This window comes from Diaphorobacter sp. B2A2W2 (assembly GCF_056730635.1).
This window is the reverse complement of record NZ_JBWZOR010000004.1, coordinates 105714-121513: the sequence shown is the minus strand read 5'-3', so window position 1 is coordinate 121513 and position 15800 is coordinate 105714. Positions and strand designations below refer to the sequence as shown.

At 67.4% G+C, this 15800-nt stretch carries 12 protein-coding genes; 5 read left to right on the top strand and 7 right to left on the bottom strand.

Features of this window, described 5'->3' with window-relative positions:
- Nucleotides 1-78: 78 nt before the first annotated feature.
- Complete coding sequence (locus AC1PPL_RS09240) at nucleotides 79-729, bottom strand: YiaD family glycine zipper/OmpA-like lipoprotein (RefSeq protein ID WP_011807097.1); 651 nt, start codon at nucleotides 727-729, stop codon at nucleotides 79-81.
- A 190-nt stretch (nucleotides 730-919) separates the two neighbouring features.
- Nucleotides 920-1069 (bottom strand): hypothetical protein, encoded by a 150-nt coding sequence (locus AC1PPL_RS09235; protein ID WP_187148588.1) that lies wholly within the window; start codon nucleotides 1067-1069, stop codon nucleotides 920-922.
- On the opposite strand from AC1PPL_RS09235, the gene mltA reads away from it, so the two are divergent.
- A complete protein-coding gene (mltA, locus tag AC1PPL_RS09230; protein ID WP_011807096.1) occupies nucleotides 1002-2210 on the top strand; it encodes a murein transglycosylase A in 1209 nt (402 codons plus the stop codon). The two genes, AC1PPL_RS09235 and mltA, sit on opposite strands and share 68 nt — an antisense overlap.
- 104 nt (nucleotides 2211-2314) lie before the next feature.
- On the opposite strand, the gene AC1PPL_RS09225 is transcribed toward mltA, so the two are convergent.
- From AC1PPL_RS09225 to AC1PPL_RS09210, 4 genes are all read right to left on the bottom strand, one after another.
- Nucleotides 2315-4024 carry an MFS transporter gene (locus AC1PPL_RS09225; RefSeq protein ID WP_015914582.1) on the bottom strand — a complete coding sequence of 570 codons (1710 nt, stop codon included), beginning with the start codon at nucleotides 4022-4024 and terminating at the stop codon, nucleotides 2315-2317.
- Nucleotides 4025-4098: 74 nt separating this feature from the next.
- A complete protein-coding gene (locus AC1PPL_RS09220) occupies nucleotides 4099-5427 on the bottom strand; it encodes a DUF5666 domain-containing protein (protein ID WP_479973121.1) in 1329 nt (442 codons plus the stop codon).
- Between the two features lie 20 nt (nucleotides 5428-5447).
- Nucleotides 5448-6305, bottom strand: a complete 858-nt coding sequence (locus AC1PPL_RS09215) for a DUF6502 family protein (RefSeq protein WP_015914580.1) — start codon at nucleotides 6303-6305, stop codon at nucleotides 5448-5450.
- A gap of 300 nt (nucleotides 6306-6605) precedes the next feature.
- Nucleotides 6606-7112, bottom strand: a complete 507-nt coding sequence (locus AC1PPL_RS09210) for an Lrp/AsnC family transcriptional regulator (RefSeq protein ID WP_011807092.1) — start codon at nucleotides 7110-7112, stop codon at nucleotides 6606-6608.
- A 176-nt stretch (nucleotides 7113-7288) separates the two neighbouring features.
- Here AC1PPL_RS09210 and AC1PPL_RS09205 point away from each other — a divergent pair, with 176 nt between their 5' ends.
- Nucleotides 7289-10906: an indolepyruvate ferredoxin oxidoreductase family protein gene (locus AC1PPL_RS09205; protein ID WP_479973120.1), complete on the top strand. Its 3618-nt coding sequence runs from the start codon at nucleotides 7289-7291 to the stop codon at nucleotides 10904-10906.
- A 76-nt stretch (nucleotides 10907-10982) separates the two neighbouring features.
- On the opposite strand, the gene AC1PPL_RS09200 is transcribed toward AC1PPL_RS09205, so the two are convergent.
- On the bottom strand, nucleotides 10983-12113 hold the full coding sequence (locus AC1PPL_RS09200) for a mechanosensitive ion channel family protein (RefSeq protein ID WP_123675518.1): 1131 nt from the start codon (nucleotides 12111-12113) through the stop codon (nucleotides 10983-10985).
- Between the two features lie 390 nt (nucleotides 12114-12503).
- On the opposite strand from AC1PPL_RS09200, the gene yajC reads away from it, so the two are divergent.
- From yajC to secF, 3 genes are all read left to right on the top strand, one after another.
- Entirely contained in the window at nucleotides 12504-12836 is a 333-nt protein-coding gene (gene yajC / locus AC1PPL_RS09195) for a preprotein translocase subunit YajC (protein WP_015914577.1), read from the top strand.
- Nucleotides 12837-12930: 94 nt separating this feature from the next.
- Nucleotides 12931-14829, top strand: coding sequence for a protein translocase subunit SecD (secD, locus tag AC1PPL_RS09190; RefSeq protein ID WP_479973119.1), 1899 nt, complete (start codon nucleotides 12931-12933; stop codon nucleotides 14827-14829).
- Nucleotides 14830-14843: 14 nt separating this feature from the next.
- Nucleotides 14844-15797, top strand: coding sequence for a protein translocase subunit SecF (secF, locus tag AC1PPL_RS09185; protein WP_015914575.1), 954 nt, complete (start codon nucleotides 14844-14846; stop codon nucleotides 15795-15797).
- Nucleotides 15798-15800 lie beyond the last annotated feature (3 nt).

The following is a 15800-nucleotide window of genomic DNA, read 5'->3' as shown; positions in this document are numbered from 1 at the left end:
GCCCTTGCGGACACGCGTCGTCTTCGTCTTCACATCGTCGGCGCGGGCAGGATTGCCGCGCCGACGGCCCGCCGCAGATCAGCCGCGGCCCTGGCGCTCACCCACATAGATCTCCACGCGGCGGTTGCGGGCGCGCCCGTCGGAGGTGTCGTTGGAGGCCACAGGTTCACGCGAGCCACGGCCTTCCACGTGGATGCGGTTGCCGTTCACGCCACGCGCCGTAAGGTAGTTGCGCGTGCTCTCGGCGCGGTCCAGCGACAGCGGGTTGTTGATCGCATCGCTGCCGGTGGAGTCGGTGTGGCCGACGATGCGCACCTCGGTGTTCGGATTGTTGCGCAGGCCCTCGGCAAAGCGGTCCAGAATGGGGCGGAAGTTGGGCTGGATGTCCGAGCGGTTGGTGGCGAACGAGATATCGCTCGGGATGTCCAGCTTGAGCTGGTTGTCCGGCGTCTGCGTCACCGTCACACCGGTGCCCTGGGTGGCAGCCTGCATGTCCTGCTTTTGGCGCTCCATGTGCTGGGACCAGATGTAGGTGCCCAGGGCGCCCACGCCCGCGCCGATCACGGCGCCCTGCGCCGCATGGCCGCCCGTCATGGCGCCGATGGCTGCGCCGCCCAGCGCACCCACGCCGGCGCCGGTGGCGGTGCGGCGCTGGGTGTCGGTCATGTTGGCACAGCCCGTGGCCAGCATGACCACCGCGAGACTGCCGATGAGGAGAGGTTTGCGCATGAGAGAACTCCTTTGTTGTTGCTCGGTCGGCTCGCAGCCCTCCAGCGGGCGGCTGGGCCAGTGCGAGCAGCGTAGCAATCCAGCGGTGCCGCGTCTGTAGGACGCGGCGCAACGCGCGTGCGCGGCCTGAGGCCGATCGGCCTGCGTTCGATGGGCCGCGCAGATGCCAGGCCACAACCCGAGAACGACCTCAGCCGTTGGGCGGGGCGTCGTCCCGTGAGGGGGGCTCGCTGGGGGCCGCTGGCGGCTCGCCGCCCTTGCGGCCGCTGAACATGGTCCACCAGACAATGCCCACGAGGAGCACCAGTGCAAGCAATGCTTCAAGCAAAATCAGCCCCATGAATCTTCGTCTCCTGCGCCTGGTGGTATCGGCGCTGATTGTAGGAACGCTGGCCGCGTGCTCCACCCGTCCTCCGGCGCCCGTGGCGCCCAGCGTGCCGTCCGTGCAGCCGCCCGCCGCGCCCACTGTACCGGTGCCTGTGCCGGGCACGCTCACGCAGTCCAAGAGCCGCTGGGTGCCGGTGGGCTGGGGCGAGTTGCCGGGCTTTGAGGGCGATGCGCTGCACGAGGCCTGGAACGCCTGGCTGCGCAGCTGCGAGCGCCCCGCGCCGGCGTTCGCGCCGCTGTGCGGCGATGTGCGCCGCCTGAGCATCGCGTCGCCCGAGGAGCAGCGCGGCTGGATGATGCAGCGCCTGCAGCCCTACCGCGTCGAGTCGCTGGACGGAGCGGCCGACGGCCTGCTCACGGGCTACTTTGAGCCTTATCTGGACGCCGCGCGCCAACCGGGCAACGGCTTCAGCGTGCCTTTGTATGCACCCCCGGCCGATCTGGCGGCGCGCAAGCCCTGGTACACGCGCCAGCAGATCGACACCCTGCCGCAGGCCCAGGCGGCGCTGGCCGGCCGCGCCATCGCCTGGGTGCGCGACCCGGTGGAAGCCATGGTGCTGCACATCCAGGGCTCGGGCCGGCTGCGCGTGCAGGAGGCGGACGGCAGCGTGCGCCTGGTGCGCCTGGCCTTCGCGGGCACCAACGACCAGCCGTACAAGAGCGTGGGCAAGTGGCTGCTGGACCAGGGCCTGGTGCGCGACGCCACCTGGCCCGGCATCACCGCCTGGGTGCGGGCCAATCCGCAGCGCGTGAACGAGATGCTGTGGTCCAACCCGCGCTACGTGTTCTTCCGCGAGGAGCCGCTGGACGCGCTGGACGCCGCCTTCGGGCCCAAGGGCGCGCAGGGCGTGCCGCTCACGCCGGGGCGCTCGATCGCCGTGGACCGCCAGAGCATCCCCTACGGAACGCCGGTGTGGCTGGCCTCCAGCGGCCCTACGGCGCAGTTGTCGCGCCTGGTGCTGGCGCAGGACACGGGCAGCGCCATCCTGGGCGCGGTGCGCGCGGATTACTTCACCGGCTGGGGCCCCGAGGCGGGCGAGATTGCCGGGCGCCTGAAGCAGGGCCTGCGCCTGTGGGCGTTGTGGCCGCGGTAGTGCTATTTGGAAGCTATTCGCGCTTGATTTATGGCGGTTTCAATATAAATTGATGCTGAAATGCCCGTAAGGAAAGCGCTGCAAGCTATCAATATGGTAGTGATTCATTCGCCCTCGACCACGTAGCGCGACACCACGGGCGGCGCGTCGCCCACGTGGAAGGCAAAGCGCCGGTCGCGCAGCGCCACGTCGGAGGCGGTGACGCGGTCAAAGCGCCGCAGGTGCTCCGTCCAGGATTCGTCCACCACGCGCTCCACGTAGCGGCGCGGGTCGGCGATGTCGTGCTGCAGCTCCCAGCTCAAGGCGCCCTGGCGCAGGCGCGCGCGGCGGCTTTCCTGCATCACGGCGCGGAATTCTGCCGCCCGCGCGGGGTTGATGAAGTATTCGATGCTGACCACCAGCCGCAGGCCGGCGGCGGGCGGGCTGTCGGCCCGCGGTGCCTGGAAGGCGCGCGAGGCGCTCAGGTCCTCCTCGCCATGGCGGTTGCTCACCAGGCGCTGTACCAGCGCCATCACCAGCACCCCGGTGAGTGCCGCCAATGCCAGGCTCATGTGCACGCTGGAGAGTGCGGCGACCTGCCCCCACAGCGCCGCGCCCACGGCCGTGGCGCCCATGATGGACATCTGGTAGATGGACATGCCGCGCGCGCGCACCCAGTTGGGCAGCGCCAGCTGTGCGGCCACCGTGAGCGAATTGGCGGTGGTGATCCACGCCGCCCCGCCCACCAGCATGGCCGGCACCGCCACGTACACGTTGGGCGCAATGGCGACCACGGCCGTGGCCAGCGCCTGCAGCAGCGTGCCGCGCGCCACCAGCTGGTCCAGCGACATCATCTGGCGCAGGCGTGGCAGGAACATGGCAGCGCTCACGGCGCCCGCGCCCATGGAGGCCAGCAGCAGCGTGAAGGTGCCTGCGCCGCCGCCCTGCAGGTCGCGCGCCACCAACGGCAGCAGCGCCAGCAGCGCCGTGGCATGCAGGAAGAAGATGGAGATGCGCCACAGCACGGCGCGCATCGGGGGCGACTCGCGCACGAACTGCAGACCCACGCGCATGGCACTGGTCAGGCGCTCGCGCCCCAGCGGGTTGGGCATGGGCTGGCGCCGCCAGCGCATGATGGTGAAACCCGCCACCAGCGACAGCACGGCATTCAGCACGAACACCCAGGCGCTGCCCGCGCTGGCGATGATGGCACCGGCCACCAGCGGGCCGATGATGCGCGAGGCGTTCATGGCCACGCCATTGAGCGCCAGCGCCGCGGGCAACTGTTGGCGGTTCACCAGTTCCGGCACGATGGCCGCAAACACCGGCCAGCGCATCGCCAGCCCGATGCCGTTGGCGAAGGTCAGCGCCAGCAGCAGGTAGGGGTTGAGCCCACCCCAGAGGATGGCCACGCACAGCACCACCGCCACGGCCGCCACCCAAAACTGCGTGACCATGAAGTAGCGCCGCCGGTCCAGGATGTCGGCCAGCGCGCCGCTGGGCAGGCCCAGCAGGAACACGGGCAGCGTCGAGGCCGTCTGCACCAGCGCCACCAGCGCAGGCGAATCGGTCAGCGTGGTCATCAGCCAGGCCGTGGCCACGTCGTTCATCCACATGCAGGTGTTGGCCGCCAGCCAGGTGAGCCACAGCATGCGGAACACCGGCACCGACAGCGGCGCGAAGGGCGACTGCGGCGCACGCTGCGCCGCGCTGTGCTGCAACTCGGCTGTGGCGGCGGCCTCGGCGGTGTGGGCGGCGGCGGAGGCCGCGTCGGGGCCTGGCGGTGTGGGTGGTGAACTCAGCGGTCCGCTGTCATGGAGGGGCTGGGGCGGCATGTGCGGCCATTGTGACGGGAATGCGGCGCGCTTGCTGCGCCGGGGCCGCAATCCCGGCGGGTGCGAAACGGTGTTCAGCCTCTGTTGGAATTGCCGTTGCCATTGCCTCCGGCGTTCCCGTTGCCATTGCCTCCGGCGTTCCCGTTGCCATTGCCTCCGACGTTCCCGTTGCCGTTGCCTCCGGCGTTCCCGTTGCCGTTGCCTCCGGCGTTCCCGTTGCCGTTGCCTCCGGCGTTCCCATTGCCATTACCTCCGGCATTCCCGTTGCCATTGCCTCCGGCATTCCCGTTGCCATTGCCTCCGGCATTCCCGTTGCCATTGCCTCCGGCATTCCCGTTGCCATTGCCTCCGGCGTTCCCGTTCCCGTTGCCGTTGGTGTTTGCGGGAGGAGGCAACGCGGATGGAGGGTCAACTACAGCCCTTTGCCGCACGCGTATCCGCTGCGCGACCAGCACGCCGTTGGCAGACATCCGGCCCGCCACTTCCAGCGTTGCGCCGTTGCGGATGTCATCAGCCCGCCCCCCGGTTATTTGCGCGCCCGAGGCATCGATATCCGTGCCTTGCAGCGCAAAGGATTGTGCAGAGGCGAAGTTCGTCACCACACCTTCCAGCACGACGGGCGCGTCTGCCTGGCGTGAGAGGCTGTGCGCTGGCCGCAGCACGCGGGCCACGAGCACGTTGCCGGCCGGGGGCTGGGCTGCATGCACATACAGCGGCATGCCGTTGTCCAGCATGCCCGCCTCCAGACCGTTCAAAAAGGCAGCCTGTGCATACTGGATCTGCATCGTGCCCAACTGGAACCGGCGTGCCACCGTATCGAGGGCCTGCACGCTGCCCCACAGCACGGGCTGTACCGAGGGGAGCGTGGCGGTGGTCAGCTGCAGCCGGGTCGCGCGCATCAGCCCACTGCTGGTGGGCAACGCATGTACCTGCACGATCTGGCCGACTTGCAAGGCGGCCAAGCCGGACAGTCCGTCGAGCACGGTCTCGTCATCGACATATACCCGCGCACCCATTACCTCGATGCGCCCCAGCGCCGCGTCCACGGCATCCACCGCCCCCCGTAGCTCCGGTATCGACAGTACATGCGCGGCCGTACCCGTGCTGAATCCGGTATCGAGGGTGCCGTTCACTTGCACGGTCATGCCAGGTTTCAGGCTGCTCTGGCCGCTCTTCAGGCTTTGCTGACCATTGGCGTCTTCCTGCGAGACGCCCTCCACTTCCACCTGGGCGTGGCTGATATCGAAGCGCACGCCGTTCACAACCATGTACGACCCGCTGGGTGATTCGCCGAGGCTGTCGACGCTGCCAATGGCCACGGAAGACATGGCGATGCCGGTGCCGCCCGAGCCCACGCCGTCGCCGCCTCCACAGGCTGCGAGCACCAGCCCCAGCGTGGTCATCAGCGCGTATATCCCAGTCCTCATGTTTTCTTCCTGCGCTTTGCAGAGCCTGCACGGGTGGTCGGTTTCACGTCCGGCGGCTCGTCCTCATGGTAGACATACACCCCTACGCGCATGCGTGCCGTGCCCATGCCTGCCGCAGAGGCATGGGCTTGGGTCATTTCCCGTACCAGGCGGTAATGCACGGAATCCCAATGTTCCCGTGCCAACTGGTGGATGCGTTCGCACTCCGACACGGTCAAGCCCGAGGCATAGACGGAGCGTTCCAGCATCCGGGGCTGCTGCCCCAAGGTATTGCTGACGGCGGCCAGCAGATGGTCCCGCACATTGTCCCCGGTGAAGGCCAGCATGTCCCGCAGGCTGGTGGCCGGGATGAAGCCGTCGCCCACCAGTTCCACCTCGCCTTCGCCGTCGCCCGTCAGCCCCCTGACCAGATTCAGGCGCTGAAGCTCCTCCAGCAGGGTTCTGTGGTGCACATCGCCGCGGGTGGCGAGACGCGCCACCAGTTCAAAGGAGGGGCCATGGCCGGTGTCCACAATAGGAAGGCGGCGCCGGCTGGGCTCCTCGGCGGCAAGCTGCAACCAGGCCGTGAAAGCCTTGGCGGCCGACGACCCTTCGGTGGCAGGCAAAGGATCGCGTACTTGGCGCACTCTGGCGGTCACGTCCTTGCGATTGAGACCGGTGGTGACCGAGATCTGGCTCAGGTTGGGGTCGGGAATGCCTTGGCTGCGCCAGAGATGGCGCGCTTCCTCCAGCAGCAGGTCCCTCAGGATTTCTTCGAGTTGGGCGTGCTTCAGTCCCATCGCCAACGCCAGCCTGACCGCGGGGCGAAGGATTCGTACCAGCGCGGACTGCGTCCATTTCAGGCGGTCTTGCATGGGAAGGTGAAAGGGCGAGAGGCTCGTCGCTCAAGTGTGACTGCTTATGCAGCCAGCGGTGCCTAAAAAATGCGAGTGTGCCATCTGCCTGACACCAGGAGAAGGACCGCCAGGCGCGATGGCCGTTGGCGTCATGTTCCCTGAACGCGCTGGAGTTTGACCTCGCTGGAACGAAGCCGCCCCGATGCGCGGCCGCTTCAGCGGGTTGCTGGCATCGTGGCGCCCGGGCAGCAGTTGCAATGAAAATGCGGTCAAACCCTTATGGGGAAAGCGGTGCAAGCTACCGAATTAGGAGTGGTCCTACGCTGCGGCGCCACGCACCACGGGCCGCACCGGGCCCAGGTGCGCCAACGGCAGCGCGCCGCCTGCCTTGACCTCGCCCAGCGAGAAGCTGGTGTGCATGTCCTTCACGTTGGGCAGGTTCAGCAGCACGGTGCGTGCGAACTGCGAGAAGCTGTCCAGGTCGCGCGCCACCACCTGCAGCTCGAAGGTACCGGTGCCGCTGATGTAGTGGCACGAGACCACCTCGGGGATCTGGGCGATGGCCTGCTCCATGGCCAGCGTCAGGTCGCCGGTGTTGCGCTCGGCGTCCAGGCGCACGAACGCCAGCACGCCCAGGCCGATCTTGTGGCGGTCGATTTCCGCGTGATAGCCGCGGATGTAGCCCGCTTCCTCCAGGGCGCGTACGCGCCGCCAGCACGGTGCAGCGGACAGGCCTACGCGTTGCGCCAGCTCGGCGTTGGTCAGGCGCGCCTCGGCCTGCAGCTCGCGCAGGATGGCGATGTCGTATTTGTCCAAGGTTTCCATTTTTGGATTGTTTTAAGAAAGAAGCTTTCGCGCATCAGGGTAAACGCGGCAAATAAAGCAAACACATATCGGTGTCTCGCGCATACACTGCGCAGATCGGGTGGCGCCCACACGGCACCGTCCCGCACGCCGCGCCCAACAGAGGCGGCGGATCACAGAACCCACGGAGACAAGACATGAATGCCCCGCTGCCCGAACACGTCCGCCGCGCGCTGGAGACGGTCACCCTTGAGGACAAATACACACTGGGCCACGGCCGCGCCTTCATGAGTGGGGTGCAGGCCCTCGTGCGCCTGCCCATGCTGCAGCGCCAGCGCGATGCAGCCGTGGGCCTGAATACCGCGGGCTTCGTGAGCGGCTACCGTGGCTCGCCCCTGGGCGGCTACGACCAGGCCCTGTGGGGCGCCCGCAAGCACCTGGCGGAGCACCACGTGGTCTTCCAGCCCGGCGTGAACGAGGAGCTGGCCGCCACCGCCGTCTGGGGCACGCAGCAACTGGACATCTACCCCCAGTCCAAGAAGTACGACGGTGTCTTCGGCATCTGGTACGGCAAGGGCCCGGGCGTGGACCGTTGCTCCGACGTGTTCAAGCATGCCAACATGGCCGGCACGGCGCGGCATGGCGGCGTGATCGCGGTGGCGGGCGACGACCACATCAGCAAGAGCAGCACGGCGGCGCATCAGAGCGACCACATCTTCAAGGCCTGCGGCCTGCCGGTGTTCTTCCCCAGCAGCGTGCAGGACATTCTGGACATGGGGCTGCACGCCTTTGCCCTGAGCCGCTTCTCGGGCCTGTGGTCCGGACTCAAGACCATCCAGGAGGTGGTGGAGTCGTCCAGCAGCATCTCTGTGGACCCCGACCGCGTGAAGATCGTCATGCCCGAGGACTTCACCATGCCGCCCGGCGGCCTGCACATCCGCTGGCCCGATGCGCCGCTGGAGCAGGAGGCGCGCCTCATGGACTACAAGTGGTACGCGGCACTGGCGTACATCCGCGCCAACAAGCTCAACTACAACGTGATCCAGGGCCCGCAGGACCGCTTCGGCATCATCGCCAGCGGCAAGGCGTACAACGACACGCGCCAGGCACTGGTGGACCTGGGCCTGGACGACGACACCTGCCGTCAGCTGGGCATCCGCGTGCACAAGGTCAACGTGGTGTGGCCGCTCGAAGCCACCATCACGCGCGACTTCGCCCAGGGCCTGCAGGAGATCCTGGTGGTGGAGGAAAAACGCCAGGTCATCGAATACCAGATCAAGGAAGAGCTCTACAACTGGCGCGCCGACGTGCGTCCCAACGTGCTGGGCAAGTTCGACGAGATCGAGGGTGACAACTCCGGCGGCGAATGGAGCATGCCCAATCCCAGCCAGAACTGGCTGCTGCGGCCCAAGGCCGACCTGACGCCGGCCATCATCGCCAAGGCGATCGCCAAACGCCTGAAGAAGCTGGGCGTGCCCGAGGACATCGTGGCGCGCATGGACGCGCGCATCTCCGTGGTGGAGGCGCGCGAGCGCGGCCTGCTGGAGGTGAAGACCGACACCGAGCGCATGCCGTGGTTCTGCAGCGGCTGCCCGCACAACACCAGCACCCGCGTGCCCGAGGGCTCGCGCGCCGTGGCCGGCATTGGTTGCCACTACATGGCCAACTGGATGCCCGACCGCGCCACGAGCACCTTCACGCAGATGGGCGGCGAGGGCGTGACCTGGGTGGGTCAGGCGCCGTTCACCAAGGACAAGCACGTGTTCGCCAACCTGGGCGACGGCACCTACTTCCACAGCGGCCTGCTGGCGATCCGCCAGAGCATCGCCTCGGGCGCAAACATCACCTACAAGATCCTCTACAACGACGCCGTGGCCATGACCGGCGGCCAGCAGGTGGGCGAGCGCCCCGAGGGGCATTCGGTGGCGCAGATCGCCCACAGCCTGCGCGCCGAGGGCGTGGTCCGGCTGGTGGTGGTGACGGACGAGCCCGAGAAGTACCACGGCCGCACGCACCCGGCCAACGCCGCGCGCGCCGGCCACCCCGAGCTGCTCAACGACCTGCCGCCGGGCATTGAGGTCTTCCACCGCGACGAGCTGGACCGCATCCAGCGTGAGTTCCGCGAGATCGCAGGCTGCACGGCCATCATCTATGACCAGACCTGCGCGACCGAGAAGCGCCGCCGCAGGAAGCGCGGCCTGCTGGCCACACCCGCCAAGACCGTGGTCATCAACGAGTTGGTGTGCGAGGGCTGCGGCGATTGCTCGGTGCAGTCCAACTGCCTGTCGGTGGAGCCGGTGGAGACCGAGTTCGGCCGCAAGCGCCGCATCAACCAGAGCACCTGCAACAAGGACTATTCCTGCGTGAAGGGCTTCTGCCCGAGCTTCGTCACCGTCGAGGGCGGCCAGCTCAAGAAGCCCAAGAAGGAGAAGAAGGGCGACCTGTCCACGATGGCGCCCATCCCCGAGCCGGTGCTGCCGGCGGCCGAAGCCGCGTGGGGCATCGTCGTGGCTGGCGTGGGCGGCACGGGCGTGATCACCATCGGGTCCCTGCTGGGCATGGCCGCGCACCTGGAGGGCAAGGGCGTCATCACGCAGGACGCGGCGGGCCTGGCGCAAAAGGGTGGCTCCACCTGGAGCCATGTGCAGATCGCCAACCGCCCCGAGGCCATCCACACCACCAAGGTGGACACGGCCAAGGCGGACCTGGTGATCGGCTGCGACCCCATCGTTGCCGCGAACAAGGCCACGTTGGCCGCCATGCAGCCGGGGCGCACCTTTGTCGCCCTCAACAGCCACGGCACACCGGCCGCGGCCTTTGTGCACAACCCCAATTGGCAGTTCCCGGCCGACGGCTGCGAGGCCGCCATCGCACAGGCCGTGGGCGCCGAGTTGCTGGGTGTGTTCGACGCCGAGCAGGTGGCCAGCCAGTTGCTGGGTGACAGCATCTACACCAACCCGCTGATGCTGGGCTATGCGTGGCAAAAGGGCCGTGTGCCGCTGTCCCACGCTGCGCTCATGCGCGCCATGGAGCTCAATGGCGTACAGGTGGAGAACAACAAGGCTGCCTTCGAATGGGGACGCCGCTGCGCGCACAACCTGGCCGAGGTGCAGGCGCTGTTCCAGGCCGCGCAGGTGATCCAGTTCGTGAAGAAGCCCGGCTTGGCCGAGATGGTCGCCAAGCGTGTGGACTTCCTCACGGACTACCAGAACGCCGCCTATGCGGCCGAGTACCAGGCCTTCGTGGACAAGGTGCGCGCGGCCGAGGATTCACTGGGCCAGGGCACGCGCCTCACCGAAGCGGTGGCGCGCTACCTGTTCAAGCTGATGGCCTACAAGGATGAGTACGAAGTGGCGCGGCTGCACACCGACAAGGCGTTCACCGACAAGATCGCCGCGATGTACGAAGGCGACTACAAGCTGGTGCACCACCTGGCGCCCCCGCTGCTGGCCAAGCACAACGACAAGGGTGAGTTGGTCAAGCAAAGCTACGGGCCCTGGGTGCGCAAGGCCTTCGGCGTGCTGGCTCGCATGAAGGGACTGCGCGGCACGGCGCTCGATGTCTTCGGTCGGACCGAGGAGCGCAAGACCCAGCGCGCGCTGATCCGCGAATACCGCGCCTGCATCGAGGAACTGCTGAAGGGCCTGACGGCCGAGCGTCTGGCGCTGGCGGTGGAGATCGCGCGTATCCCTGAGGACATCCGCGGCTACGGCCATGTGAAGGAGCGCCACCTGCAGGCCGCGCGCAAGAAGTGGTTCGCGCTCATGGACCGCTGGCGTGCCCCACACGCGGGTGCGCCCCGCCAAGTGGCCTGAGACGGTGGGCGGGCCTGTCATGCCCGCCTATTCCTTCTGAGCCCGCCCGCGGCCTGCCCGAGGGCAACGCGGTCGTTCACGCGTTCTGAGGAATGGGCATGCCGGCCACACTGGACGGGCCTTCCTGCCCGGCCGGCGGGTCGGCCAGCTGCACGCGGCTGACCGGCACCGCCAGCCGCATGCCCAGTGCCTGCAGCCGGCCCAGCAACGCCAGGTTGATGCGCTGCTGCAGGTCCATGTAGAGGTTGTAGCCCGGGTCTTTGACGATGTAGACCACTTCATAATCGAGCGAGCTGGCGCCAAATCCCTTGAAATGAGCGCGGTCGAAGCGCAGCTGCGGTTCGGCCTCGATGATGTCGCGCACCGCTTGCGCCAGGGCCTGCGCCTGCGCGGGCGAGGTGTCCTGCGCCACGCCAAAGCCAAACACGATGCGGCGCTCGCGCATGTGGCGATAGTTGTTGATGGTCTGCTTGAGCAGCTCGGTGTTGCTCATCACCACCTGTTCCCCGCTCAGGGCGCGGATGCGCGTGGTCTTTACGCCCACCTGCTGCACGGTGCCTGCGATGGGACCCACGACGATGAAGTCGCCCACCTCGAAGGGCTTGTCCACCGCGATCGCCATGGAGGCGAACAGATCGCCCAGCACGCTTTGCACTGCCAGCGCCACCGCAATGCCGCCCACGCCCAGGCTGGCCACGAAGGCGGTGATGTTCACCCCCAGGTTCGATAGGATGGCCAGCAGCACCGTGGCCCACACCAGCGTGCGCAGCCCCCAGGACATGAGCGTGGCCGAGGCGCTGATCTGCCCCGTGCCCGCGGCGCCATGGTGGCGCCGGTAGCGCTCGACCCCCAGACTGATGGCGCGCGTGCCCCACAGCCCCAGCTGCACCGCCACGGCCAGGAACCAGAGCTGACTCACACGGTCATGCCAACGCCCAGGCAGGTCCAGCATGCCGGTGCCCACCAGCAGTGCTGCCAGCAGGATGAGCAGACGGCTGGTTCCGGCGAGCACCTGCGCCAGCAGGCTTGCCGCGCCGGCATCGCCGCCGCCGGATTTGCGGTCGGCATGCGCGACGGCCCAGCGCAGCAGTAGCGTGAGCGCCAGGTAGATGCCCATGGCCGTGGCCGCCGCCGCCAATACTTCGGCAGCGGACATGCCCCAGAACCACTCTGTCTCCAGCCAGGCGGATACCGATGCGAAATCCATGGAAAGCGTTTCCTTTCTTGACACGGGGGGTGGGAGGGAAGGGCCGCGCCGCGGCGCCGGCCGCCGCGGGCGGCACACAGGCATGCTACGAAGCCCTGCCAGGCGCCGGCGTAGGCCCAGGCCGACGATGGGCGCGTCGCATCGGATGCATTAACCGCCCCTGGTCCGGGGCTTTATGCTATATATGTGATAGCTGCTTGCGCTCACTGGACGGGCGTTGCAAAGTGTTTTGATGCTGAATCCCAGAGGGCGCCCTCAGCCCGCCGGCCGCCGGTGCGCGCAGCCCTGGCCGGCAGCCCCCCGCATACAATGGCCGGCTCACCGCCCGCAGGCCCTGGCGCCTCCCGGCGGAGCCCCTTTGCACCTATTACTACCAGTGGAGTCCTTCCCGTGTTGATTTCTTCTGCCTTTGCACAGACCGCCCCCGCCGCAGCCGCCGAGGCCGGCCTGATGGGATCGCTCACCAGCATGCTGCCGCTGGTGCTGATGTTCGTGGTGCTGTACTTCATCATGATCCGTCCCCAGATGAAGCGCCAGAAGGAGCACCGCGCCATGATCGACGCGCTGGCCAAGGGCGACGAAGTGGCCACGGCCGGCGGCTTGCTGGGCAAGGTGGCGGGCCTGAGCGAAGGCTACCTGCAACTGGAGATTGCGCCTGGCGTGCAGGTGCAAGTGCAGCGCAGCGCCGTGGCCCAGGTGCTGCCCAAGGGCACGGTCAAGTAAACCGTCCCAGCTGTAGGCCTACGGGCCTTGTTATGAGGGCAGTGCTGCGCCGCATCCCGCGGCCGCTGCCCCGCATGGATTGAAGAGCGCGATCATGAACCGTTATCCGGTCTGGAAGTACGCGATCCTGGTGATCGTGTTGCTCATTGGGGCCCTGTATACCCTGCCCAACTTCTTTGGCGAGGCGCCTGCGGTGCAGGTGTCGTCGGCCAAGGCCACGCTGAAGGTCGACGCCGCGGTCCAGCAGCGCGTCGAGGACGCGCTGAAAGCCGCCAACGTGGCCTCGGATTCCATCGTGTTCGACGGCAACTCGGTGCGCGCGCGCTTTGACACGCCGGACAACCAACTCAAGGCCAAGGACGCGATCGAGAAGGCCCTGATTCCCGACCCGAGCGATCCTTCCTACATCGTGGCGCTGAACCTCGTGTCGCGCTCGCCCGACTGGCTCAGCGCGCTGCATGCACGGCCCATGTACCTCGGCCTGGACCTGCGCGGCGGCGTGCACTTCATGCTGCAGGTGGACATGCAGGCGGCGATCACGAAGAAGATCGAGTCGTACGCAGGCGACCTGCGCAGCGCGCTGCGCGAGAAGAACATCCGGCACGGCGGTATCGGCCGCGAAGGGCAGGCCGTGGACATCCGCGTGCGCGACGAGGCCACGCTCACGGCGGCACGCAACCTGATCGCCGACCAGTTCCAGGACCTGGCGGTCGTGAGCAGCGCCGACGGCGACGGCATGCGCCTGCGCGCCACCATCAAGCCCGAAGCCCTGCGCAAGGTGCAAGAGCAGGCCTTGAAGCAGAACATGGTCACGCTGCACAACCGCATCAACGAACTGGGCGTGGCCGAGCCCGTGATCCAGCAGCAGGGCCTGGACCGCATCGTGGTGCAGCTGCCCGGCGTGCAGGACACGGCCAAGGCCAAGGACATCCTGGGCCGCACCGCCACGCTGGAAGTGCGCATGGTGGACGAGGGCACCGAGGCGCGCGCAGCCGAAATGGGAACGGGCCCCGTGCCGTTCGGTGCCGAGAAATACCTGGACCGCAACGGCCAGGCCGTGATCGTGAAGAAGCAGGTCGTGCTGACCGGCGAGAACCTCACCGACGCGCAGCCAGGATTCGACGGCCAGACCCAGGAGCCCACCGTGAACCTCACGCTGGACGCCAAGGGCTCGCGCATCTTCAAGGACATCACGCGCGAGAACGTGGGCAAGCGCATGGCCATCGTGCTGTTCGAAAAGGGCAAGGGCGAGGTGGTGACCGCGCCCGTGATCCGCAGCGAGATTGGCGGTGGTCGCGTGCAGATCTCCGGCCGCATGACCACGGCCGAGGCCAACGACACCGCACTGCTGCTGCGTGCCGGCTCGCTGGCCGCGCCCATGGAGATCATCGAGGAATACACCATCGGCCCGAGCTTGGGTGCTGACAACATCGACCGGGGTATCCAGTCGGTGGTCTGGGGCATGGTGGCCATCGCGGCCTTCATGTGCGTGTACTACATGCTGTTCGGCGTGTTCTCCACGATCGCGCTGGGCGTGAACGTGCTGCTGCTGATCGCCATCCTGTCGATGCTGCAGGCCACGCTGACCCTGCCCGGCATCGCCGCCATGGCCCTGGCGCTGGGCGTGGCCATCGACTCCAACGTGCTGATCAACGAGCGCATCCGCGAGGAGCTGCGCGCTGGCGTGGCCCCGCAGGCGGCGATCGCCACCGGCTACGAGCGCGCCTGGGCCACCATCCTGGACTCCAACGTCACCACGCTGATTGCGGGCCTGGCGCTGCTGGCCTTCGGCACGGGGCCGGTGCGCGGCTTTGCCGTGGTGCACTGCATCGGCATCCTGACCAGCATGTTCTCGGCGGTGTTCTTCTCGCGTGGCCTGGTCAACCTCTGGTATGGCCGCAAGAAGAAGCTCAAGAGCGTGTCCATCGGCCAGGTGTGGAAGCCCGAGGGCGATGAGCACCGCTCGGTGGCTGCCCGCGGCAACAGCAACTAAGAAAGGGGAAAACCATGGAGTTTTTCCGCATCAAAAAAGACATCCCGTTCATGAAGTACGCGTTGGTGCTCAACGCGGTGTCTTTCATCACTTTCGCGCTGGCGGTGTTCTTCCTGGTCACGCGGGGCCTGCACCTGTCGGTGGAGTTCACGGGTGGCACCGTCATGGAGGTGGCCTACACGCAGACGGCCGACATCGGCAAGGTGCGCGACACCGTCGCGGGCCTGGGCTATGCCGACGTGGTGGTGCAGAACTTCGGCACCTCGCGCGACGTGATGGTCCGCCTGCCCGTGCAAAAGGGCGTCACCTCGGCCCAGCAAAGCGAGCAGGTGCTGAGCGCGCTGAAGGCGCAGGACCCCGAGGTCACGCTGCGGCGCACCGAGTTCGTGGGCCCGCAGGTGGGCGAAGAACTGGTGCACGGCGGCCTCATGGCGCTGGGCATGGTGGTGCTGGGCATCGTCATCTACCTGGCCTTCCGCTTCGAGTGGAAGTTCGGCGTGGCAGCGGTGATCGCCAACCTGCACGACGTGGTCATCATTCTGGGCTTCTTTGCGTTCTTCCAGTGGGAGTTCTCGCTGTCGGTGCTGGCCGGAGTGCTGGCGGTGCTGGGCTATTCGGTGAACGAGTCGGTGGTGATCTTCGACCGTATCCGCGAGGCCTTCCGCAAGTTCCGCAAGCTCAACACGCATGAGGTGATCGACCACGCCATCACCTCCACCATGAGCCGCACCATCATCACCCACGCCTCCACCGAGGCCATGGTGCTGTCCATGTTCTTCTTCGGGGGCCCCAGCCTGCACTACTTCGCACTGGCGCTGACCATCGGCATCCTGTTCGGCATCTACTCGTCGGTGTTCGTTGCCGCGGCCATCGCCATGTGGCTGGGCGTCAAACGCGAAGACCTGGTCAAGGCGCCGACCCGCAAGGAAGGCGACCCGGCCGACCCGAACTCCGGCGCCGTGGTCTGACGA